This window comes from Hymenobacter sp. UYAg731, assembly GCF_054061335.1.
The window spans coordinates 69,709-91,041 of sequence record NZ_JBSSEC010000007.1 but is presented as its reverse complement, the minus strand read 5'-3'; the positions used below and the strand labels follow the sequence as shown (position 1 = coordinate 91,041).

At 59.9% G+C, this 21,333-nt stretch carries 20 protein-coding genes; 14 read left to right on the top strand and 6 right to left on the bottom strand.

The features are described 5' to 3' along the window. Positions 1–12 precede the first annotated feature (12 nt). From ACVWYF_RS19865 to ACVWYF_RS19840, 6 genes are all read left to right on the top strand, one after another. A complete protein-coding gene (locus tag ACVWYF_RS19865) occupies positions 13–771 on the top strand; it encodes an MlaE family ABC transporter permease (protein WP_457071337.1) in 759 nt (252 codons plus the stop codon). 12 nt (positions 772–783) lie between these two features. Next, the gene (locus ACVWYF_RS19860) at positions 784–1,566 is read left to right on the top strand and encodes an ABC transporter ATP-binding protein (RefSeq protein WP_457071335.1); all 783 of its coding nucleotides are present in this window, start codon (positions 784–786) and stop codon (positions 1,564–1,566) included. An 84-nt stretch (positions 1,567–1,650) separates the two neighbouring features. Then, positions 1,651–2,646, top strand: coding sequence for an MlaD family protein (locus ACVWYF_RS19855; RefSeq protein ID WP_457071333.1), 996 nt, complete (start codon positions 1,651–1,653; stop codon positions 2,644–2,646). 92 nt (positions 2,647–2,738) lie between these two features. Beyond that, a complete protein-coding gene (locus tag ACVWYF_RS19850; RefSeq protein ID WP_457071331.1) occupies positions 2,739–3,881 on the top strand; it encodes an ATP-binding protein in 1,143 nt (380 codons plus the stop codon). 126 nt (positions 3,882–4,007) lie between these two features. Then, positions 4,008–5,453, top strand: coding sequence for a BON domain-containing protein (locus ACVWYF_RS19845; RefSeq protein ID WP_457071329.1), 1,446 nt, complete (start codon positions 4,008–4,010; stop codon positions 5,451–5,453). Positions 5,454–5,538: 85 nt separating this feature from the next. Beyond that, positions 5,539–6,096 carry a Dps family protein gene (locus ACVWYF_RS19840; protein ID WP_457071327.1) on the top strand — a complete coding sequence of 186 codons (558 nt, stop codon included), beginning with the start codon at positions 5,539–5,541 and terminating at the stop codon, positions 6,094–6,096. 124 nt (positions 6,097–6,220) lie between these two features. Here ACVWYF_RS19840 and ACVWYF_RS19835 read toward each other — a convergent pair whose 3' ends face one another. The 4 genes from ACVWYF_RS19835 to ACVWYF_RS19820 all read right to left on the bottom strand — a co-directional run bounded on the left by ACVWYF_RS19835 (position 6,221) and on the right by ACVWYF_RS19820 (position 9,609). Continuing rightward, a complete protein-coding gene (locus tag ACVWYF_RS19835) occupies positions 6,221–6,421 on the bottom strand; it encodes an SHOCT domain-containing protein (protein WP_457071325.1) in 201 nt (66 codons plus the stop codon). A gap of 316 nt (positions 6,422–6,737) precedes the next feature. Continuing rightward, positions 6,738–7,877: an Acg family FMN-binding oxidoreductase gene (locus tag ACVWYF_RS19830; RefSeq protein WP_457071323.1), complete on the bottom strand. Its 1,140-nt coding sequence runs from the start codon at positions 7,875–7,877 to the stop codon at positions 6,738–6,740. 397 nt (positions 7,878–8,274) lie between these two features. Next, entirely contained in the window at positions 8,275–9,303 is a 1,029-nt protein-coding gene (locus ACVWYF_RS19825; protein ID WP_457071321.1) for an NAD-dependent epimerase/dehydratase family protein, read from the bottom strand. 30 nt (positions 9,304–9,333) lie between these two features. Continuing rightward, positions 9,334–9,609: a hypothetical protein gene (locus ACVWYF_RS19820; RefSeq protein ID WP_457071319.1), complete on the bottom strand. Its 276-nt coding sequence runs from the start codon at positions 9,607–9,609 to the stop codon at positions 9,334–9,336. Positions 9,610–9,860: 251 nt separating this feature from the next. Between ACVWYF_RS19820 and ACVWYF_RS19815 the strand changes: the two genes are divergently transcribed. Together ACVWYF_RS19815 and ACVWYF_RS19810 are read left to right on the top strand one after the other, a co-directional pair. Continuing rightward, positions 9,861–10,847 (top strand): 2-hydroxyacid dehydrogenase, encoded by a 987-nt coding sequence (locus ACVWYF_RS19815; RefSeq protein ID WP_457071317.1) that lies wholly within the window; start codon positions 9,861–9,863, stop codon positions 10,845–10,847. A 40-nt stretch (positions 10,848–10,887) separates the two neighbouring features. Beyond that, positions 10,888–11,337 carry a BLUF domain-containing protein gene (locus tag ACVWYF_RS19810; protein WP_457071315.1) on the top strand — a complete coding sequence of 150 codons (450 nt, stop codon included), beginning with the start codon at positions 10,888–10,890 and terminating at the stop codon, positions 11,335–11,337. 260 nt (positions 11,338–11,597) lie between these two features. Here the strand turns inward: ACVWYF_RS19810 and ACVWYF_RS19805 are convergent, their stop codons facing one another. Further along, positions 11,598–12,488 (bottom strand): universal stress protein, encoded by an 891-nt coding sequence (locus tag ACVWYF_RS19805; RefSeq protein WP_457071313.1) that lies wholly within the window; start codon positions 12,486–12,488, stop codon positions 11,598–11,600. A gap of 460 nt (positions 12,489–12,948) precedes the next feature. Here ACVWYF_RS19805 and ACVWYF_RS19800 point away from each other — a divergent pair, with 460 nt between their 5' ends. The 6 genes from ACVWYF_RS19800 to ACVWYF_RS19775 all read left to right on the top strand — a co-directional run bounded on the left by ACVWYF_RS19800 (position 12,949) and on the right by ACVWYF_RS19775 (position 18,870). Continuing rightward, positions 12,949–13,281 (top strand): hypothetical protein, encoded by a 333-nt coding sequence (locus ACVWYF_RS19800; RefSeq protein ID WP_457071311.1) that lies wholly within the window; start codon positions 12,949–12,951, stop codon positions 13,279–13,281. A 28-nt stretch (positions 13,282–13,309) separates the two neighbouring features. Continuing rightward, entirely contained in the window at positions 13,310–13,810 is a 501-nt protein-coding gene (locus ACVWYF_RS19795) for a general stress protein (protein ID WP_457071309.1), read from the top strand. 115 nt (positions 13,811–13,925) lie between these two features. After that, the gene (pgm, locus tag ACVWYF_RS19790; RefSeq protein WP_457071307.1) at positions 13,926–15,599 is read left to right on the top strand and encodes a phosphoglucomutase (alpha-D-glucose-1,6-bisphosphate-dependent); all 1,674 of its coding nucleotides are present in this window, start codon (positions 13,926–13,928) and stop codon (positions 15,597–15,599) included. Continuing rightward, a complete protein-coding gene (glgP, locus tag ACVWYF_RS19785; protein ID WP_457071305.1) occupies positions 15,596–18,139 on the top strand; it encodes an alpha-glucan family phosphorylase in 2,544 nt (847 codons plus the stop codon). Before pgm ends, glgP begins: the two co-directional genes overlap by 4 nt. Before the next feature lie 88 nt (positions 18,140–18,227). Next, complete coding sequence (locus tag ACVWYF_RS19780; RefSeq protein WP_457071303.1) at positions 18,228–18,578, top strand: type II toxin-antitoxin system RelE/ParE family toxin; 351 nt, start codon at positions 18,228–18,230, stop codon at positions 18,576–18,578. After that, positions 18,559–18,870 carry a helix-turn-helix domain-containing protein gene (locus ACVWYF_RS19775; RefSeq protein WP_457071301.1) on the top strand — a complete coding sequence of 104 codons (312 nt, stop codon included), beginning with the start codon at positions 18,559–18,561 and terminating at the stop codon, positions 18,868–18,870. The genes ACVWYF_RS19780 and ACVWYF_RS19775 overlap by 20 nt, the downstream gene beginning before the upstream one ends. Positions 18,871–19,049: 179 nt before the next feature. On the opposite strand, the gene ACVWYF_RS19770 is transcribed toward ACVWYF_RS19775, so the two are convergent. Then, complete coding sequence (locus ACVWYF_RS19770; protein ID WP_457071299.1) at positions 19,050–21,074, bottom strand: hypothetical protein; 2,025 nt, start codon at positions 21,072–21,074, stop codon at positions 19,050–19,052. Positions 21,075–21,333 lie beyond the last annotated feature (259 nt).

The window sequence follows — 21,333 nt, the reverse complement described above, 5'->3', positions numbered from 1 at the left end:
CGCCCTCGTTTCGTGTCCATTAGCTCCATTCTCGTCGAAACCGGCAACATCACCCGGTTTGCCGGGCGGGTCTTCCGCGAGGGGGTTAGGCCGCGCTACGAGGTGCGGGAGCTGCTGTACCAATGCTACGTCATCGGCTACCAGTCCTTGCCGCTGGTGGGCCTCACGGGGTTCATCATGGGGCTGGTGCTCACGCTGCGGCTGCGGCCGACGATGGTGCAGTTTGGGGCTGATTCGTGGATTCCGGTGATGGTGGGCCTGACCATCATCCAGGAAATGGGCCCCATCATTACCGGGCTGATGGTGGCTGGCAAGGTGGGCTCCACCATCGGGGCCGAGCTGAGCTCGATGCGCGTGAGCGAGCAGATTGACGCTATGAGCGTATCGGGCACCAACCCTTTCAAGTACCTGGTGGTGACAAGGGTGCTGGCGGCCACCCTCATGGTGCCCGTGCTCACGGTGCTTTCCGACGCCATCGGGCTGCTGGCGGCCTACATCGGCATCAACATGAGCGGCGTGACCACGGTGGCGCTGTTCACCAACCAGATTATTGCCCGGCTCACCTTTGGCGACGTGCTGCCGGCGGTGATAAAAACCTTTTTCTTCGGCTTTGCCATCGGGCTGATTGGTTGCTACAAAGGCTACTATGCCGACAAGGGCACCGAAGGCGTGGGCCGGGCCGCCAACTCAGCGGTGGTGGCCGGTTCGCTGGTTGTCTTCCTGCTCGACCTGCTGGCCGTGCTCATCAGCACCCTGATGGGGCTGTATTAACCTGCCATGCCCATGCTGCCTACTCCCGCGCCTGTGCCCGCCGCTCCCGCTCCCGCCGCCAATCCGGCCGAAGCGGTGCTGACGATTGCCGATGTCAGCCTGGCTTTCGGCGAGAACCACGTGCTGCGGAATTTCTCGCTCACGCTGCACCGGGGCGAGAACATCGTGGTGTTGGGCAAGTCGGGCGCGGGCAAATCGGTGCTCATCAAGTGCGTCATTGGCCTGCTGCGGGCCGATTCGGGCACCATCACCGTGCTGGGCCAGGACGTGGCCACCATCGACCACGAGGGCCTTGACCGGCTGCGTACCAAGCTGGGTTTCCTCTTTCAGGGCAACGCCCTTTACGATTCGATGACGGTGCGCGAAAACCTGCTCTTTCCGCTGCGCCGGCAGTGGCTGACCCACACCCCAGCCCAGGAAGCGGAAATGGTCAAGCAGGCCCTCGAAGACGTCGGGCTGGCCGATACCGCCGCCAAAATGCCGGCCGAGCTCTCAGGTGGCATGCGCAAGCGCATTGCGCTGGCCCGCACGCTCATCCTGCGGCCCGAAATTATTCTCTATGACGAGCCCACCACGGGCCTGGACCCCATTACGGCCCGGGAAATCGACCACCTCATCCGCGAGGTGCAGAAAAAATATAATACCTCCGCCCTCATCATCTCCCACGATTTGGCCTGCGTGCGCCTCACCGCCGACCGCGTGGCCCTGCTCGCCGAGGGCCGATGCTACGCGGAGGATACCTACGCGGGCATGCAGGCGAATACCGACCCCCAGGTACACGACTTTTTCGTGTGATTTAGTGGTAGGAAGGTTGCCAGACCGTCATGCTCGCCTGTCTTTCACTTACCCCTTACCACTCACCATTAATTCCAATCAACCATGCCCCAGCGCCCCATCGGAAATTCTATTCGCCTCGGCGCGTTCGTGCTGGCGGGCCTGGGGTGCCTGCTGGCCGTGCTGTTTCTGCTGGGCCGCAAGCAGAATCTGTTCAGCCGCAGCCTGGTCATTGAGGCCGATTTTCGGAACGTCTCAGGCCTGCTCACCGGAAATAACGTGCGCCTGGGCGGCATCACGGTGGGTACGGTCAAGAAGATTCAAATTGTGAACGACAGCACCATCCGCGTGGCCATGAGCTTGAATACCGACGCGCAGCCCTACGTGCACCGCAACGCGGTGGCCACCATCGGCACTGATGGGCTGGTGGGCAATACCATCATCAACCTGACGGCGCAACCCACTCCCGCCCCGCCCGTAGCTGCCGGCGACCGGTTGCGCACTACCACCCCGGCCAGTATCGACGCCATGCTCGGCACCCTCGACGTCTCCAACAAAAACCTGGTCGTCATCACCCAAAGCCTGCGCCAGATGGCCGGCAAGCTCGATACCAGCGCCGTCTGGCAGTTGCTGAACGACCGGCAGTTGCCCGCTAACGTACGCCAAAGCCTGGCCAATGTGCTGGCCACCACCACGCAGTTGCACCAGGCCGCGCAGAACGCCGTGCAGCTCACCAGCGACGTGCGCCGGGGCCGGGGGCCGCTGGGCTACCTGCTCACCGATAAAGCATTTGGCGGCCAGGTCGGGCACGCCGCCCGGCAGCTGGCCGGCACTTCTGACACCCTGGCGGCCACCATGACGAGCCTGAAGCGGCAGCTGCAAACCGGCGGCGGCCCGGTGCACACCCTACTCACCGACACCGCCGTCGCCCGGCAGCTGCGCCAGACGATGGGCAACGTGGCGCAAAGCACTGTCAAGCTCAACCAGAGCATGACGGCTCTTCAACACAACTTCCTGCTGCGCGGCTATTTCCGCAAGCAGGCCAAGAAAAAAGCCCGTGCCACGGCCGACTCGCTGAAGCACGCCGGCGGAGCCCGCTGATATGTTGCCCGGCGTTCGGCATACCTGGCTGGTTCAACAGGCTTTTATTCCGCATTCCGCTGCCCTTTTTCTTCACCGCTTGCTTTCGTGCCATGACAGATTTCGCTGATTTTTTCCTGGCCCAGGCGGCTGCCAGCACCCATGTCCAGTTTGTGTACGACCTGACGGCTGGCCGCGTCGCCTTCGTGAACGCGGCGTATGAGCGGATGCTGCACCGCTCGCTACCCCTGGTGAATGCCGACCTGCCCGCCCTGCTCGCGCAGCTGCACCCCGACGACCGCGCCTACCTCGCCCACTACTGGGGGCAATGGGTGCGCAACCAGGTAAACGACGAGGTGGAAATCCGCCTGCAACACCCCGGCCAGCCCAACCAATGGTTTTGCCTCACGCCTTCGTACCATGAAATGGCCGATGGCCGCGTGCTGCTGGGCGGCACGCTGCGCGACATCAGCGTACTGAAGCGCTACCAGGAAAACGCCGACCTCTTCAACAGCCGCAAAAATGCCACCCTCGAAATCCTCTCGCACGACCTGAGCGGGGCCTTTATCCTGGTGCAGCAAATCGCGGGCTTTCTGCGCGAGGAAGTGGTGGCCCCGCCCCTGAGCCAGGTGCCCGAGATGCTGGGCGTACTCGAAGCCACCAGCCAAAGCAGCGTGAAAATGATTCGCGAACTGATAAACCTGGAGTTTCTCACCTCAGCCAACACCGACCTAAAAATGGACCGGGTGGACCTGGGGGCCGTGCTGCGCGAGCCGCTCGACCAACTTCAGCGCGGGGAGCGTATTCTGGGCCATACGTTCGATTATTCACTGCCTGCCGAGCCGGTGTACGCCAACGTGGACGTGAACAAGTTCACTCAGGTCATCATCAACCTGGTCAGCAACGCCCTCAAATTCACGCCCGATACCGGCCAGGTCACGGTCCGCATCACGGCCGGCCCCACCGTGGTGCGCATCGAGGTCGCGGATACAGGCGTGGGCATTGCGCCGGACCTGCAACCCTACCTGTTTGAGCGGTTTACCAAGGCCCGCCGGCCGGGCCTGCGGGGCGAAGCCACCACCGGCCTGGGCCTGGCCCTGTGCAAAACCATTGTGGAATGGCACCACGGCCACATTTATGTGGCCAGCGCCGTGGGCCAGGGCAGCACCTTCACGGTCGAAATTCCCCGGGCCGAGTACAGCAGCAGCATGACACCAGCCGAGGTGGAAGGGGTAGGTATAACGGAAGTCATGTAATTCGCTTGAGGCTCGTTAAGGCGCTGCGGCGGGTGGTAACGGAGCTTTGTCTTCCTCCCCCGCCGGCCGGCACGTTGGGTGGCCCTGGCTCCGAATTTTCTTTTTCCTGACTTTTCCCACTCTTCTATGCAAACCCTCGAAACCACTGCCCCCGCCACCGACTACGTGGCCGACGGCGACATTACGGCCGCCCTGGAGCTGCTGTACATCACTCAAAAAGGGGTGAACGCCCATTTGATTGACGTGGCGACCCAGGAGGGCATCGTCAAGCTGACCGGCATCACCGACAACCTGCTGGCGCGGGAGCGGGCCGAAGACATCGCCCTGGCCCTGCGCGGCGTGCGCGGCGTCGTCAACGAAATCCTCATCAGCACCCCCGACGTGCCTGACGCCGAGCTGCAAGCCTCGGTCGCCAACGCGCTCCTGGACCCCGCCGCCCACGATTTTAACATTACCGTGGGGGCCGCCGACGGGGTCATCATCCTGACCGGCACCGTGCGCACCTGGGCCGAGAAGGAGCTGGTGCTGCGCGTGGTGCGGGGCGTGCGCGGGGTGCGTCGCCTGGAGGCCGACGACCTGACCATCAGCTGGGACGAAACGCGGGACTCCGACCAGGAAATCAGCTCCCATCTGCGCGAATTGCTCGACTGGGACATTCGGGTGAACGCCGCCCTGGTGGTGGTGCGCACCCAGGACCGGACGGTGTACCTGTCGGGCACCGTGGGCACGGCCGCCGAGCGCGCTCAGGCGGAAACCATGGCCTATCAGGCGGGCGCGAAGCACGTTGACACCCGCCAGCTGGAGGTGCGCTACTGGGCCGCCAACCCCGACCTGCGGGGCAACAAGTATGCCCCGCGCACCGATGATGCCATTGCCGAGTCCGTGCGCGCGGCCTTTCGCTTCGACCCGCGCGTGCTGGCTTACCAGCCGCTGATTGGAGTCCACAACGGGGTCGTCACGCTGAGCGGGACGGTGAGCAACCTGCGCGCCAAGCAGGCGGCCGAGGACGATGCCCGCCACATTGTGGGCGTCTGGGAGGTGCTGAACCTGCTGAAAGTGCGCACGCCCTTTTTCATTCCCGACCCGCAAATTGAGCAAGCCATCCGCGAAGCGCTGGCCCGCGACCCCTACGTGGGCCTGAGCGAGTTCAGCGCGTACGTGCGCAACGGCAAGGCCTCGCTTTACGGGCAGGTCAGCAGCCATTTCGAGCAGGCGCAGGCCGGCAGCGTGGCCGCCGGGGTCAACGGGGTAGCTGAAGTAGCGAACTGGATAACCGTGCCCGACGTCCCTCCCTTCGACACCTACCACCTCTACGCCGGGAATACCCCCGTGGCGCGCCCCAACCCCGACTTCGCGCTGGCCGAGCGCGTTCGCAGCCGGCTGTTCTGGTCGGCCACCCTGCACAGCCAGGATATCAAGGTACGGGCCGAGAAAGGCCGGGCCACCCTCACGGGCCGGGTCGACACCTGGCTCGACCGCGCGCAAGCCGAAGACGCCGCCTACTACGCCGGTGCCCGCACCGTGAACAACAACCTGGAGGTGGACCTGGACGACGGGGGCCTCTACGAGTAAGGCTTCGGGCTAGGCAGGCGCACGTCTGAGACGCGCGCCTGCCTAGCCCGCATTTTCACTTTTTTCCACTTTTTTCTTTTTTCTAATGGCAACCGCCCCCGCTCCCGTTTCAAAAGCCAACCATGTGGCCCCGCCGGTCCCTTCCACTGAGCAGATTGACCTGCTGGCCACGCCCTCCGACCTGGACCTGGCAGGGAGGGCCCAAGTTTGCGACGGCCTGCGCCGCCTCGTGGCCGACCTGTTCGCGCTCTACGTCAAGACCAAGAACTACCACTGGCACATGAGTGGCCGCCACTTTCGCGACTACCACCTGCTGCTCGACGAGCAGAGCACCCAGATTTACGAAACCATCGACCCGGTGGCCGAGCGGAGCCGCAAGCTGGGCTTCGCCACGATTCACTCCATCCACGAAATTGCCAGCCTGCAACGGGTGGAAGACGACGGCGCGGCCTACGTGACCCCGCTGGACATGCTCACCAACCTCACCGACGACAACCAGGAGTTGGCCCACCGGCTGCGCGAGCTGCACCAGCAGTGCGAGGACATCAAGGACGTGGCAACGGCCAGCCTGCTCGAAATCTACCTTGACGAGGCCGAACGCCGCACCTGGTTTCTCTACGAAGCTACCCGGCCGGTGGAGTAAGCCAGCGGAGCTCAACCCCCCGAGTGCCAGCGCCGACCCGGCCCAGGGTGCGCTCCGAACGCCCAAAAAAAGGCTCCCCAGGGTTGGGGAGCCTTTTTTTAAATCGGATTATGGCCGGTTCGCATCAGACACGCCGCAGCTCGCCCATCTCCAGCAGCTGCCGGTGCTCCTGGTATTGCTCGGGGGTTATTTGGCCGGCAGCGAGGCGCATCCGCAGCACGTCGAGCGGGGTGTCGGGCCGGTGGCGCTGGCCGGGGATGCGGAAGGGGGTGACGAAAATCCAGAACAGCAACACAATCCACATGAACCACCATATAAGATTCATGCCTCCGTAATAACTACCGTACATCATGGCTTTTGTGATTAAGAGTGAATGAAAAAGAGAAAAAAGTAAAGCAGTTAAGTTGGCGCAGCGCGGCAGCTAAAACGAATTGGCCAGGGTGCTGACGCGGTCCACTCGGCTTGGCCCCCGGCGGCAGCTTGCGCGCGTGGGCGCAGAGGATTTGCATTCCCCTTAGTGCGGCCAAGGGGGTGGCAGGAATCACTGCAAAATTGCGGCGGTGGGGCCAGCCGAGCCATGACCACCGTCAAGGCTATGCCTGTTTTTACTCATACTCATCCCGCCTGACGCATGCGGGTAACTAGGCGGTGGCTGGCCCGGCCGCGCCGGCGTGCACGAACCACGCCACCGGCCGGCGCTCCGATACGGGGTCGGGGTAATCATCTACGTAGCCGCAGCGCAGTAGAAACTGGATGGGTTCGGCCAGGCCCAACGCCCCGTTCACTTGCCCGGCGAAGGGCGCTTCCTCCAGAATCTGGGACATGGGGTGCAGGCCGATGCCCCGCGTCCGCACCCGCAACCAGAGGCGCTGCACCCGCCGGCCGGCATCGAACAGGGTGGCCGGGGCGCGGTTCGGGCTGGTGAGCACGAGCCAGCCCGCGCCCTGGCCCACCTCGGTTGCCGCTTTTTTCAGGCCCCGCTCCCGGAAGCTGGCCGTCATCACCGTGGCCGGGGTGTAGAAGTGGCGCACCCACCAGCCGGCCACGCCGTCGAGGCCTAAGCTGGCCGGCGTGAGGCCGTCGCGGTGCCGGGCCGCGTCGCGGTCCGAAAAGCGCATCCAGTGGCTCAGCTCCCGCTCGGCCGGGTCGCGGTAGGTTTGCTGGTGGTTGGCGGCCAGGGTTTGCGCGTCGAGCCACTGGTATTCCGGAGTGCCTCGGCCAATGTAATAAATGCCGGGTTCGCCGGCCGTCAGGGTGCGGATGTCGTCCGGGGTCAGCGCGTCGTTGCGGTAGCCGGTGTGGACCGTGCAACGACTGGTTATGGCGGCCACATCGAAACCGGGGGTACCCACCGTTTTGGTGAGCACGACCGCCGCCACGTCAGCCGCCTGGTTCGATGCGGCTAGCGGCATCCAGCGGCAGGCGTAGCCGTAGTGGGCGGCGGCATATTCCAGGGTTTGCAGGAAAGCCCCGAGCGATAGCATCGTTTCGCGCTGGGTGGGGTCCACGGCCATCAGCCAACGAGCCGGGTCGTTGCCAATCACCCACCGGAAGGGCCCTTGGCGCGTGACTAGCCAGGGCTGGGCGTTGTGGCCACTGGGGGCTTGCGCGGCCAGGTGCAAAATGGCCTGCTCGTCGGGTAGCAGGGGCACGGCCGGGTGGGCCGCATTAGCCGGAGCCGCTACGGAGCCGGCAGGGCGGCGCTCCACCAGCCACTCGGTGGCCGCGCCAGCCGCCAGCACCGCCCCGCCGCCGAGCAGCCAAAATTTTCTACGGGTCATGAGCCGAGGAGTCAAGAAGTGGGGCCGACCGGTAGCCGGCTTTGGTACTCGTAAAGGTGCCGGCCTAACCGCACCGGCCGGAATGCGGCGGGTCAAGCATTTAGGATGATTAACATCATCGTTCGGCTTGACGATTCTCAAGGCGAACCGGGGGCCGGTACCTCAACCTTTGTACTGCCGCGCCACGACGGTCGGGCCAAATCCCGTCCCCCTAACTCCCGCTGTTCCATGATGACGCAAGCAAAAAAGAAATAGACAGCCAGCATCGTCCTCGCTTCCCTGGCCGGGGCCGGCGTGGGAGCCCTATCCGGCGTGCTGCTGGGCCAGCCCCCGGTGGAGTTTGCCCAGTTCGTGGCCGCAAATAGAACCGCGCTGCTAGGCGAAGGGTAGTAAATCTCTACCCGAGGGAGTATTTGGCAAGTAATTGCTGCTCCTTCGCGGTAGATAGCCCGGCTTTCAGGTGGTCGGGCAACGTGGCCCGCCAAGCTAGAGTGGCCTGAATAGTATCTGCAAGGGGGTGAAAACAGAGTCCCTCCGCAAGTGCCCTATCAACATTGGCGGCTAGAAAACCGGCTGTTTCCGGCGTAGATTCTGGCAGGTAAAGCGGTAGCTCACTCCAGGCTTCTACCTGTTCCTGCCGTAAAAACGCCTCGTCCACCCACGTAAAGGTCGCATTGCTGTTAGTCGCCGCTTTCATCGCTGCCAGCAACCTGCCAAAGGATAAGTCAAAGGGGGAACCCGTGACGTTGTATACCCCTGACTTCTGCCCCCCAATCATTTTGATGACCCAGTTCGCTACATCCCGGGCATCAATAAACTGCACAAACCGGCTCGGCTGGCCTGGCGCGAGTACTTCTCCCCCAGCCGCCACCCGCCGCGCCCAATAGGTAAAACGGTCCGTCGCGTCGTGGGGTCCGACCAGCACGCCCGGCCGCACGATAAGGGTATCGGGGCCAAAAGCCTGCTGCGCTCGTTGCTCACAAAGGGCTTTCAGGGGCCCGTACAAGTCGGCCAACCCGCCAGCGGTCAGCGTTGCTTTGGGGTCTATCTCCGCCGCCCGCTGAGCTTGCGCAGCGGTTAGCGGGGCCAACGGGGCCGTTTCCCGGTAGTTGCCGACCTTAAAGTCAGCATAAGCCGCGACACTTGAAATAAAGACGTAGTGGGCCACCGAGCTGCGCAAGGCTTCCGCAACGGCCGTTACAGTGTGGGGCAAGTAGCCACACGTGTCAATTACCGCATCCCACCGGCGGTTTCGCAGGGCTCCCAACCCATTATTTCTATCCCCATAGATTTCCTCGATGCCCGCTAAGCCTACCGACGGGTGATTCCCTCGATGGAAAAGCGTGACGTGGTGATGCCGCATTTGGGCGGCGGTTACGAGATGCCGCCCCAAAAACCCCGTTCCGCCAATAAGCAGGATGTTCATGAAGCAAAAATGGGTTCATTTCAGTAAAGTTTAGGCCTTCGTCGCGGCTTTGGCAGTTGCCGGACGCTTTGCCGCAGTCCGGGTGGTGCGGATTGCCGGTTTGGGCAGCGCGTGAGTTGCAGGAGCTGTTTTTTGGTTATCCTTTACCTCTTTGGCGGTGAGCTTTGCAAACTTGCGAGCGAGCTGTTTGACAGCGCGGGCCACGGTTTTCTGCAGCTTTTTGGTATGTTTCTTATTCAGGCCGCTGAGGTTGTTTTGCAGGCTTTCAGTTAAAGCAGTTCGGAGTTGGTGTTCGGCGTTTTTCATGGACTAAGAAGTTGGGAATGGGATGAGGAAAATGGAGGCTTTCCCAAACGACGGCTGCAATTGCCAACTGACTGGGAGGGCAGCGCAGATGAGCAGTGGAAACCATCAGCAAATAACATGGGCCATTCGATGGGTTTGGTTGACGAGAATCGGCTAAAACCATAATGTGTGTCATGGTTTTAGCGCGCCAACGGCCGGAAACTTGCGGGGCCTGATTCCGGGCGACTGTCACTGCCTTTCCGCTTGGCTACATGAAAGTTACCGTCTTCAGCACCTTAGCATTCGAGCGCCCTTTTCTGGAAAAGGCCAATGCCGGCCGCCACGAGCTGCTGTTTCTCGAAGCCCCACTCAACGCCATTACCGTGGCCCTGGCGCAGGGCTCGGAGGCCGTCTGCGTGTTCGCCTCTGATGACCTGTCGGCCCCGATACTTGAGCAGCTACAGGCCCACGGGGTGCGCTACGTGGCGGTGCGCCCCGTCGGCTCCGACAACGTGGACCTGGCCGCCGCCGCCCACCTGGGCCTGCGCGTGGCCAACGCGCCCGACTACTCGCCCTACGCCGTGGCCGAGCACGCCGTGCTGCTGATACTCGCCCTGTGCCGTCATCTGCGCCAAGCCAGCCAGCAGCTGCGGGCCAACGACTTTCACCTCGACGACCTCATCGGCTTCGACCTGCACGGCAAGACCGTGGGCATTCTGGGAGTAGGGCAAATCGGGGCAGTGATGGCGCGCATTCTGCACGGCTTTGGGTGCAAGCTGCTGGGCATGGACGTGGAGCCCAACCGCGACCTGACCACCCAATTCGACCTGCGCTACGTGCCGCTGCCCGAGCTCTGTGCCCAGGCCGACATTATCACGGTGCACACGCCCCTCACCGCCAAAACCATGCACCTGATTGATGACCAGCTATTGGGCGAAATGAAGTACGGCGTGCTACTAGTGAACACCGGCCGAGGCGGCGTGCTCGACACCAAAGCTGCCCTGCGCGCCCTGGATTCGGGCCAGCTCGGTTATCTCGGCCTGGATGTATACGAGCACGAAAAAGGCCTCTTTTTTGGCAACCACAGCCTGGACCAATTGCGCGACCCGCTCTACGCCAAGCTGCTCACCTACCCCAACGTATTTCTCACCGGCCACCAGGCCTACCTCACCCGCGAGGCCCTCACCAACATTGCCGATACCGTGGTGGCCAGCCTCGATGCCTGGGCCCAGGGCCAGCCCGCGCCGCACCAATTATAAGGGCTTACTACCCATCGAACCTGCTTTTTCTACTTTCTGCGTGCAACCGTATCACCTTATTTATCAGAGCCAGTGGATGGAGCCCATGGGGACCGCCGCGCTCGATACCCTGCTCCATCAGTCCCGCGCCTACAACCGGCAGCACGACATCACCGGCGTGCTGCTGCACACTTCCGAAGGCCGTTTTCTGCAAGTGCTGGAAGGCCCCCGCGCCGCCGTACGGCACCTTTACTATCACGGCATTTTGTCGGACCAGCGCCACCACCACTGCCAGGTACTCGGCGAAGGCCCGTGGCCAGAGCTCAGCTTCGCCACTTGGACCATGGGCTTCCGTCACGCTCAGCCCGGCGACCTGCGTACCCTGCTGGGCGAAACCACCGGTGATTCCCTCGGCCTGACACCCCGCCCCTACCCCCGACCACAGTTACTCAGCCTGGTGCTCGATTTTATGGCGCAGGACCGCATCCCCACTTGGCAGGAGCAGCCCTGAATGCGGTCAGGCTGTAGCTGAGCAAGGCCGCCGAGTTAACATCCAATAAAGAACACGACCTGAGCTACTAACTGGATAAGCGAAGGCGGGAGCACCGCGTCCATATTCAGTTGATGGCGAGCTCGCGCAGGGCATAAAAAAACCTTCCACAGTTGCTGGAAGGCTTTTTTCTACAGCACTGAGAGGCCTGCTATGCCGGGTTATCGGCATTGCCGATTTTATCACCGTCCTTGGCCGAGCTAGGTGCCGCGTTGCCCTCTTTATAATTGCGCGAAATGATACGTCAGCACGGGCGGCAGGGCGTGGGTTGCGACAGTGTCGGCAATCCCGGCGTGCAGGAAGCTGCTCAGGCCGGAGTGGTGATACGTGGGAAGCACGACCAAATCGGCCTGCACCTGTTGGGCATACTGCTCAATGCCCGCACTTACCTCGTCGGCCTGCACCGAAGCGGCCTGGTAGTGCGTGAGCTGGTGCTGCGTAGCAAACGCCTGCATCTGCTGTTTGGCTTCCTCATCGTTGCCGGTAGCGGCGACGTGCAGTAGGTGCAGCTTGGCCTCAGGGAAAGCCGAAAGCAAAGGTTGCAGGCCCGCAAAGGCGCGGTCGGCATCGGCCGAGAAGTCCGACGGAAAGACGATGGTACGCACCTCAAAGGCCGCTTGCGGCGGCTTCACGACCAAGACCGGGCAGGGGGCCTGGCGAATGGTGCGCTCGACGTGCGAGCCCAGAAAGAAATTTTCGGCACCCCCGTGGTTTTGGACGCCCATCACGACCAGGTCGCTGCCGTGTTTCTGAATGGCCGCCAGGATGCCATCGCTGAGGTCAGCGATTTCAACCGTGTCCTGCACCGGCACGTCGGCGGCCAGGGTGGCGGCCTCCTCTTTCAACACGTGCATCCGGTGCTTGGTGGCCTGCATCAGCTTTAGGGTAAAGAGGCCATCCATGCCACTGCCGCCGTCGCTGCTGTTGGGCACAACACCGCCGTGAACGGGAGCGCCGAAGGTGCTGAAATTGCTCGTCTCCGCGGGCTCCTGGTTTTCCAGCACATAAAGCAGCGTCACGTTACCGCCCGTATGCTTGGCGAGCTGCAAAGCCACTTCGTAGGCGTGGTGGGCCTCGGGCGAAAAATCGGTGGGAACCAGGATGTTTTTCATAAGAAGGGGAACGAACGGTAAAAGAACGGTCGCCATTGCCACCGCTGTGCTTCCTACGATGAGCGAGGTTGAAACAATAAATTTCTGCTCGATAATTATCTGCAACCTCCGGATTGTTATGCTTTAGCCCTCTGGCTTTTTACCCAAACGGGTCAAAACCTCTGGTCCGAATGTGCGACTTGCGCCGTGCTCGCTGCCTTTTTGTTTCCCCGCTTCTCGTGTTCAGGCAACTAGTCGCCACCCCGTACCCAACCACTCCGCTGACACGAATTTAACCGCGACCCACTGGCCAGTAGCAGCCCAGAAAGTGATACAGTTGCATCGGACTTGATGAACATCATCCTTTGGCCTGCTGAAAGTCAGCGCGGCACCGCGGGCCCGGGTCTCACCTTTGCTAAAACCCAAACGCGCAGCGCCGAAGGAGGCCTGCGGATTCATTATCCCCTTTTTTAGTCCGCTTATGAAGACGTACGAAACCCCCAAAAACACCACCGGTAAAGTATTGCTCACCGCCCTGGCCGGGGCCGGCGTCGGGGCCCTCACCGGCATCCTGCTTTATTCCAAAAAAGGCATGGCGCGCCGCCAACACTTCCGCAACTACCGCGTTGACCAGCGGCTGCGGCTGCGCGGCGACTGGAACCTGCTCAAGGGCAAGTTGCAACACGCCTACACCCAACTCACCGACGAGGACCTGACTTACGTGGAAGGCAAAGGCCACGAGTTGGTGAGCCGCCTGCAAGCCAAGCTAGGCAAGCGTAAGCGCCAAATTGTCAAAATGCTGAACGCCCTGTAAACCCTCATTAGCTGTAATCCCTGCCCTTATGAAACATGACCAGATAATGTCGGCGCTTTACGACACCCACGCCCAGGCCGAACAGGCCGTCGAGGAGCTGCAAGCCAACGGCTACGATATGAAGCAACTCTCCATCGTGGGCCAGGAATACCACACCGAAGAAAAGGTGGTGGGCTATTATAACATGGGCGACCGGATGCTGAGCTGGGGCGGCAGTGGCGCATTTTGGGGCAGCATCTGGAGCCTGCTGTTCGGCTCTGCGTTTTTTCTGGTGCCGGGGTTTGGGCCGTTACTCATTGCCGGGCCATTTGTGGCGACACTGGTGGCGGCCCTTGAAGGGGCGGTAGTAGTAGGCTCCGTCAGCGCGCTGGCCGGGGCCCTGGCCAGCATCGGCATCCCGGAGAATAGCGTGCTGGAGTACGAGACGGAAATCAAGGCCGGCAAATTCCTGCTCATCGCCCACGGCACGGCGGCCGAGGTAGCACGGGCCCGCGAAATCCTGGGCGTGGGCGAATACGCTACGGCGTAGCCCGGTAGACAAGCTTATTGATAGCCGAGGGCCAGGCGGAATCCGTCTGGCCTTCGTGATGGTCGGCCATCGGCGGCCGGCAACTGAATCAGGAAATCACCCGTCCCGTGCCCCGATGATGCAGATAAGCCCTTTGGCTGGTAAGCCCGCCCCGCCCGATATGCTGGTTAATATTCCCCAGCTCATCGCGGCCTACTACACCGATGCACCGGACCCGGCGATTTCGGCCCAGCGCGTGGTATTTGGCACATCCGGGCACCGGGGCTCATCGCTGACCCGGACGTTTAACGAGGCCCATATCCTGGTCATCACCCAGAGCATTTGTCTCTATCGGAAAGCGCATCAGATTGACGGGCCGCTGTTTATGGGCATGGACACCCACGCCCTGTCGGGGCCGGCACTCGAAACGGCCCTGGAGGTGCTCGCGGCGAATGGAGTGCAGGTACGGCTGGCGGGCAAGGAGGAATACACGCCCACGCCGGTTATTTCGCACGCCATCGTGACCCATAATGCGGGCCGAAAAAGCGGCCGGGCCGATGGCATCGTGCTGACGCCCTCGCACAACCCGCCCCACGATGGCGGCTTCAAGTACAACCCGCCCCAGGGCGGCGGGGCCGCCACAGCCGTCACGCAATGGATTGAAAAAAAGGCCAATGAGCTGCTGACCAACGGCCTGCGTGGGGTGCAGCGCGTGTCGCCGGAAAACGCCCGGCGGGCCGCTACCACGCAGCTCCACGACTACCTCAATGCCTACGTGGCTGACCTGGGCAACGTGGTGGACATGACCCTCATCCGCGACAGCGGCCTGCACCTGGGCGTCGACCCCATGGGCGGGGCCGGGGTGCATTATTGGGAGCCCATCGCGGCGCGGTACAAGCTCAATCTCACTGTTATCAATCCGGCCGTGGACCCCACGTTTCGGTTCATGCCGGTGGACTGGGACGGGCAGATTCGGATGGACCCCTCCTCGGCCTACGCCATGCAGGGGCTGATTGCGCGGAAGGATGCCTTCGACATCGCCTTTGCCTGCGACACCGACCACGACCGGCACGGCATCGTGACCCGCAGCCACGGCCTGCTGCCACCCAATCACTACCTGGCCGTGTGCGCCGACTATCTGTTTCAGCACCGGCCCGACTGGGGCAGCGTGGCGGCCGTGGGCAAATCTTTGGTAACCAGCCAACTGCTCGACCGGGTGGCGGCCCGACTAGGCCGGCCGCTGTACGAAACGCCCGTCGGTTTCAAGTGGTTTGCCGAAGGTCTGCTCGATGGCTCACTGGGCCTGGCGGTCGAGGAAAGCGCCGGGGCCTCGTTCCTGCGGCGCAACGGCCAGGTATGGACCACCGACAAGGACGGGTTCATCCCGGCGCTGCTGGCGGCCGAAATCACGGCCCGCACCGACCACGACCCCGGCCAGCTCTATCAGGACCTTACCCGCACGCTGGGCGAGCCAGTCACGGCCCGAGTGGAAGCGCCGGCTACGCCCGTGCAGCAGCATCTGCTGGCGACCCTGGCAGCCGGTCAGGTTGTCGGCACCGAGTTAGCGGGCGAGAAAATAACCGCCGTTCTGACCCAGGCATCCGGGAACCACGCTCCTATCGGCGGGCTGAAAGTTACGACCCAGAACGGGTGGTTTGCCGCCCGCCCCTCCGGCACCGAAGCCATTTATAAGATTTACGGCGAGAGCTTTCTGGGTCAGGAACACCTCACTCAGATTATGACGCAGGCCCAGGAGATGGTCGATGCGGCGTTGGCGAAATCTCCTTCCTCTCCACCCCCGACAATATGAACACCGACAACCTGAATTTCAGCCGGCAATACGGCTTCCTGCCCACCGAGCTGCCCGGCCTCGAAACCCTGATGGAGCTGGCCCTAGACCTGCAATGGTCCTGGAACCACGCGGCCGATGCCCTGTGGCAGCAGCTCGACGCCGAGCTGTGGGACCGCACCCACAACCCCTGGGTGGTGTTGCAAACGGCCTCCCGCGAGGCCCTACAGCAACACCTCGCCGACCCCACTTTTCAGGGTCAAATGGCGGCGCTGATGACGCAGAAACAAGAGGCGGCCGACCGCTCGAAGTGGTTTCAGGAGCAGCACCCGGCTTCGCCCTTGACGTGCGTGGCGTATTTCAGCATGGAATTCATGCTGAGCGAGGCGCTGCCGATTTACGTGGGCGGGCTGGGCAACGTGGCCGGCGACCAGCTCAAATCGGCCAGCGACCTGGGCGTGCCCGTGGTGGCGGTGGGGTTGCTTTATCAGCAGGGCTACTTCCGGCAGGAGATTGACCGGCAGGGGGCGCAGCAGGCGTTGTTTCCGTATAATGACCCCGGCCAACTGCCCATCACCCCGCTGCGGCTGCCCAACGGCGAGTGGCTGCGGCTGCCGATTACGCTCTCGGGCTTTCCGGTGTGGCTGCGCACCTGGCAGGTGCGGGTGGGTGGCGTAAGGCTGTACCTGCTCGACAGCAACGACCCGGCCAACCTGCCGGTCCACCGGGGCATCACGGCCGAGCTCTACGGCGGGGGCATGGAGCAGCGCATCCAGCAGGAAATCATCCTCGGCATGGGCGGCTGGCAGCTGCTAAAAGCACTGAACATTAAGCCCGACGTGTGCCACCTCAACGAGGGCCACGCGGCCTTTGTGGTGTTGGAGCGGGCGCGGTCGGTCATGCAGGAAACCGACCTCGCCTTCGAGGCGGCGCTGGCCATGACGCGCCCCGGCAACCTGTTTACTACCCACACGGCCGTTGCGGCGGGCTTCGACCACTTCCGCCCGGCGCTGGTGGACCAGTTTCTGGGCGACTACGCCCGGCAGGAGTTGGGCATTGAACTCAACACCCTGCTGGCGCTGGGCCGGCAAAGTCCTACCAACCCGGCCGAGCCGTTCAACATGGCGCTGCTGGCCATTCGGGGCTGCGGGGCTGTGAATGGGGTCAGTAAGCTGCACGGAGTGGTGAGCCGGCAGCTGTTCGGTAGCCTGTTTCCGCGCTGGCCCACCGAGGAGGTGCCGGTGGCCCACGTCACCAACGGCGTACACATGCCCAGCTGGGATGCCGAGGCCGCCGACGACCTCTGGACCACCGCCTGCGGCAAGGACCGGTGGCGCGGCGACCTCGATGCCCTGGCCGAACACATCGCGCAGGTGCCCGATGCCGCCCTGTGGCAATTGCGCACCAGCTGCCGCCAGGCGCTGGTAGCCTACACCCGCGAACGACTGACCCGGCAGTTCACCGTAGCAGGCTATGCACCGGGGCTGGTCGATATCGCCGGCAAGGTGTTCGACGACAACACCCTCACCCTGGGTTTTGCCCGCCGCTTCGTGGCCTACAAGCGGCCCAACCTGCTGCTGCACGACCCCGAGAGGTTCATCCGCCTGCTCACCAACCGCGAGCAGCCCGTGCAGCTGGTGCTGGCCGGCAAAGCCCCGCCCTTCGACGAAGGCGGCAAAGCCCTGATTCAGCAGTGGATGCAGTTTATTATTCAGCATAATCTGTATCAGCACGTCGTCTTTCTTAGTGATTACGATATGCTGCTGGCCGAGCACCTGGTGCAGGGCGTGGATGTGTGGCTGAACACGCCCCGCCGGCCCTGGGAGGCCTGCGGTACCAGCGGCATGAAGGTGCTCGTGAATGGCGGCCTCAACCTCTCGGAGCTCGACGGCTGGTGGGCCGAAGCCTACACTCCCGAAGTGGGCTGGGCCCTGGGCGACGGCCAGGAGCACGGCGACGACCCCGCCTGGGACGCCGCCGAAGCCGACGCCCTCTACACCCTACTCGAAACCCAGGTGGTGCCCGAGTTCTACGCCCGCGATGCGCAGGACATCCCCGCCCGCTGGGTCGAGCGCATGCGCCGGAGCATGGCCACCCTCACCCCGCAGTTTTCGGCCAACCGCACCGTGCGCCAGTACACGGAGGGCTACTACCTGCCCGCCGCCACCCGCTACGCCCAGCGCGCCACCAACCAGGGCGCGGCCGGTGCGGCCATCGTGCAGCAGCGCCAGCAGCTTGCCAGTGAGTGGGATAAGCTGGAATTCGGCGCGGTGCAAACCGAGACCGTCGCCAATGGCTACCTGTTTCACGTCGCCCTCCGCCTCGGCGCGCTCACCCCCGACCAGGTGCTGGTAGAACTCTACGCGCAGGGCCCCAGCGGCACCGAAGCCCAGCGCATCCCGCTGCAACCAGACGCGGCCCCCGCCGCCGACGGCTACCTGCACTACCAGGCCCTGGTCAGCACCCCGCGCCCCGCCAGTGACTTCACGGCCCGCGTCCTGCCCGCCTACGAAGGCATCGCCGTGCCGCTGGAGGACCAGCATATCCGCTGGCAGCGGTGAGGGCGAGAGGAACCAGGGATTAGCTGAATAAATTCTGCTTCAAAACTACAAAGGTTGCACTTATGGGCAACTTTTGTAGTTTTGTGACGTGAGCAACCGCCCAACGTGCCGAACCGTCATCTTCTATAAGGGCTATTTCGAGCAGTTCTTCCTGCGGCAGCGTGACAAGGTGAAAGCCAAAATCATCTGGACGCTGGAGCTGCTCGAAGAAGTAGACCGGGTACCCGAAACCTACCTCAAGCACCTGGAAGGCACCGAGGGGTTGTATGAAATTCGCGTCCAACTGGCTAGTGACATTTTCCGCATCTTCTGCTTTTTCGATGAAGGCAAGCTGGTGGTCTTAGCGAATGGCTTTCAGAAGAAAAGCCAGAAGACGCCCAAAGCAGAAATCGAAAAAGCCCAGAAAATCAAACAAGAATATGAGCACGAAAAAAAATAGCGTAACGACCCTGAGCGAGTTCAAAGACAAGCATTACGGCCCCCGCGGCGCAACGAAACGCGAAGAGCTGGAAGCAGGGTACGAAAGCTTCAAACTAGGCAGCTTGCTGCACGAGGCCCGGCTGGAGCGCGGCCTGACCCAGGCCGAACTAGCCGAAAAAACCGGCACCTCCAAGTCGTACATCTCCAAAATCGAGAACAATGTGAAGGAGGTGCGCCTGTCTACCTTACAGCGAATCGTGGAAGTAGGATTAGGGGGGCGTATTTCGCTGGCAATCAATTTTCAATCGTAGCACAACGACTTACTTTACAGCCCGCCTCCTGCCCACCTATGAAGGCATTGCCGTGCCGCTGGAGAACCACCGTATTCGCTGGCAGCGGTGAGGTTTGGGGGAGTTCAGTTCAGCCTAGAATCGTGAATCAACTATTTCGTAGCGAAGATTCACAATAGTTTGGACGAACATCAATAAAATCAAACATAATCCATTTGCAGCTTCTCAAACAATACTCTGTTACGCTGTGCAGAATCAGACAATAACTTATTGTAAGACAAGACTTCAATGTATGTATTCAGAGACTTAAGCATCGCAAATAATCCGTTGCCCTCAACCATTGGGGTGAAATCATGCATTTCACGAATTTCGCTTTTCAATTCCGGGGTAAGGTCACAAATTAGATACGCATAGAATCTGCATGAATCAGAAACGATAATAGGCCGTCCTTTAGGGTCTAGAGCTTTGCCATTTCGAATCTCACGTATATACCCCTTAATTTGGTCGATTGGGTCTTTGTCACCAGCATAATCTTTGCGCATGGCCCTTTTGAATTCGAGCACAACCATCGAATCAAAAGCGACAACACGGGAACTTTCTGAATATACCAACGGAGTATCAAAAAGTAGCTCTTGTTCCTGAATAGAATTAGTAACTTGCTTGCCAATTAATACATCTGGCCTTCCACTATTCTTCTTTCCTTTATCTAGGGGCAAGTCTGAAGCTATGAATTTATGATAAGAAAGTCTTTCATCAATAAGCCAAAGATTTTGCGATACCCCAAGCATTTCATCTGAAGTTTTGCCCTTGGGAAAAATCAGATTATGAATCTCTTCCTCCCACGGATATTTACCATCTCCTTTTTTTGAGAGCAGTTTTTCAAATATATCTAATAATATTCTTCTATGCACCACATATTCAGACAATTCGCTTTTGCTTATTGCAGTCAATTTTGAAACTAGTTGGTCGAATCCTCTTTTGTATTCGCTCATAGTTTCTAACGAAACATTTTCGTCAGAAATATTCTCCATCTGTGACTGAATGTCGTTAACTTCCTTTTTTGCTTCAAGTAAAATTTCATACTTGGCTTTCTGAAGAGCAAGATTGAGTTTATTTTTATCCTGTAATTGGGCCGGTGTAATCGAATCCACTACACTATCGTAGGCAACCAACGGTAAAAAATGCGGCATGTCATCAAGCGCATTTTCCAGATTAACTCTTTTGTCAACCCGTAAACTACTCAGATATCCCTCAAAATAGTTCCTAACAACTTCAGAACTCTGAAATTCTATCTCTTTGAGTGTTATTTCATTGATTATGTCAGCAGTACCTTCAATATCACCACCTGAACGAAGTGAAAACTTTGTTCTTTCATTATTAACATTTGCATCTAGATAAGCACTTGACACCAACGCTTTAATCCAGAACATTTCACCAGTCTTAACATCTCTCAGAGAATCTGTCAAGCTTGGAATAAATTTATTTAAAGGAGTGGTTGTCACAACTCTATCATTGCCACTCAGATAAATTGAATGGCAAGCCTTTGTATCAGTAGCTCTTACTCGTAATAATGCTACCTCAAACTGATAATTATTAATCTTAAATGAATCAGCATCACTATCCAATAAAAAGTCAGTGTTAAATTTATGGTTGATATCGATTTCTACTGTAGGCAATACACTTGTATCTCTTAGAATTATTTTGGGACAACTTGACGATATCAACCGAGCTATTAAATGCTCAATTATTTGCTCTGCAGTATCCTTGAGCGTCCTTGGAAATTTTTCAAGGTAACCTTCTTTGAGGTGCTTGAGGATGACAGTTGTACCTTTTACCCCTTTGGGGGCGCTAGTGAATTTCTCATTAACAATGGCTTCCTTATTATTAACAAATTCAAAATAACGATTTATAGATTTGCCATCTTGAGTAAAATCACTTTCAACGCAGGCGTGGTCAAATACTTTTAACCACACAAAGCGTCCTATCCCTTTCCCACCTCTATTGAGCTTATATGTTGAGTCAGAACTCAAGAAAGAAATGAAATTTTCTTCTATAAAGCCAACTCCATTGTCTGTAATTTTAATAGTGTCAATAGGAAGTACGCCGTCTTCTTGACCGTCGAAAAGACTTTTCCGTCTTAATAATTCAATCAGTATTTCTCCATTATTAATTTTTGCGTCATCAATACTCTGGATGGAATTTGCTATGGCCTCAAACAGGGCCATGATTCCATCCTTAAAATTCAATCGAGTATTGTGAACTTTACCCACAACATCAGCATTCATCCGTGCCATATTATCCTAATATTGTTTTTTTTAGAACATCTACTACTCTTATTCAGGGCCACAAGATACATTAAGCAACTTCCCCAAAACGAAACTGGTACCGACCAGAACCCCCGCTCATTAATAGACAATGAGGTGAGTTCGGGCCTACTGATAGTGTGGGAACCGGAAGGCTACTCTCCAACACCCACCGCAGCCC

What these genes read in the sequence shown, in the direction of transcription:
- ACVWYF_RS19860 (WP_457071335.1), top strand. Translation starts at nt 784, where the DNA reads ATGCTGCCTACTCCCGCGCCTGTGCCCGCCGCTCCCGCTCCCGCCGCC.
- ACVWYF_RS19855 (WP_457071333.1), top strand. Translation starts at nt 1,651, where the DNA reads ATGCCCCAGCGCCCCATCGGAAATTCTATTCGCCTCGGCGCGTTCGTG.
- ACVWYF_RS19850 (WP_457071331.1), top strand. Translation starts at nt 2,739, where the DNA reads ATGACAGATTTCGCTGATTTTTTCCTGGCCCAGGCGGCTGCCAGCACC.
- ACVWYF_RS19845 (WP_457071329.1), top strand. Translation starts at nt 4,008, where the DNA reads ATGCAAACCCTCGAAACCACTGCCCCCGCCACCGACTACGTGGCCGAC.
- ACVWYF_RS19840 (WP_457071327.1), top strand. Translation starts at nt 5,539, where the DNA reads ATGGCAACCGCCCCCGCTCCCGTTTCAAAAGCCAACCATGTGGCCCCG.
- ACVWYF_RS19835 (WP_457071325.1), bottom strand. Translation starts at nt 6,421, where the DNA reads ATGAATCTTATATGGTGGTTCATGTGGATTGTGTTGCTGTTCTGGATT.
- ACVWYF_RS19830 (WP_457071323.1), bottom strand. Translation starts at nt 7,877, where the DNA reads ATGACCCGTAGAAAATTTTGGCTGCTCGGCGGCGGGGCGGTGCTGGCG.
- ACVWYF_RS19825 (WP_457071321.1), bottom strand. Translation starts at nt 9,303, where the DNA reads ATGAACATCCTGCTTATTGGCGGAACGGGGTTTTTGGGGCGGCATCTC.
- ACVWYF_RS19820 (WP_457071319.1), bottom strand. Translation starts at nt 9,609, where the DNA reads ATGAAAAACGCCGAACACCAACTCCGAACTGCTTTAACTGAAAGCCTG.
- ACVWYF_RS19815 (WP_457071317.1), top strand. Translation starts at nt 9,861, where the DNA reads ATGAAAGTTACCGTCTTCAGCACCTTAGCATTCGAGCGCCCTTTTCTG.
- ACVWYF_RS19805 (WP_457071313.1), bottom strand. Translation starts at nt 12,488, where the DNA reads ATGAAAAACATCCTGGTTCCCACCGATTTTTCGCCCGAGGCCCACCAC.
- ACVWYF_RS19800 (WP_457071311.1), top strand. Translation starts at nt 12,949, where the DNA reads ATGAAGACGTACGAAACCCCCAAAAACACCACCGGTAAAGTATTGCTC.
- ACVWYF_RS19795 (WP_457071309.1), top strand. Translation starts at nt 13,310, where the DNA reads ATGAAACATGACCAGATAATGTCGGCGCTTTACGACACCCACGCCCAG.
- pgm (WP_457071307.1), top strand. Translation starts at nt 13,926, where the DNA reads ATGATGCAGATAAGCCCTTTGGCTGGTAAGCCCGCCCCGCCCGATATG.
- glgP (WP_457071305.1), top strand. Translation starts at nt 15,596, where the DNA reads ATGAACACCGACAACCTGAATTTCAGCCGGCAATACGGCTTCCTGCCC.
- ACVWYF_RS19775 (WP_457071301.1), top strand. Translation starts at nt 18,559, where the DNA reads ATGAGCACGAAAAAAAATAGCGTAACGACCCTGAGCGAGTTCAAAGAC.
- ACVWYF_RS19770 (WP_457071299.1), bottom strand. Translation starts at nt 21,074, where the DNA reads ATGGCCCTGTTTGAGGCCATAGCAAATTCCATCCAGAGTATTGATGAC.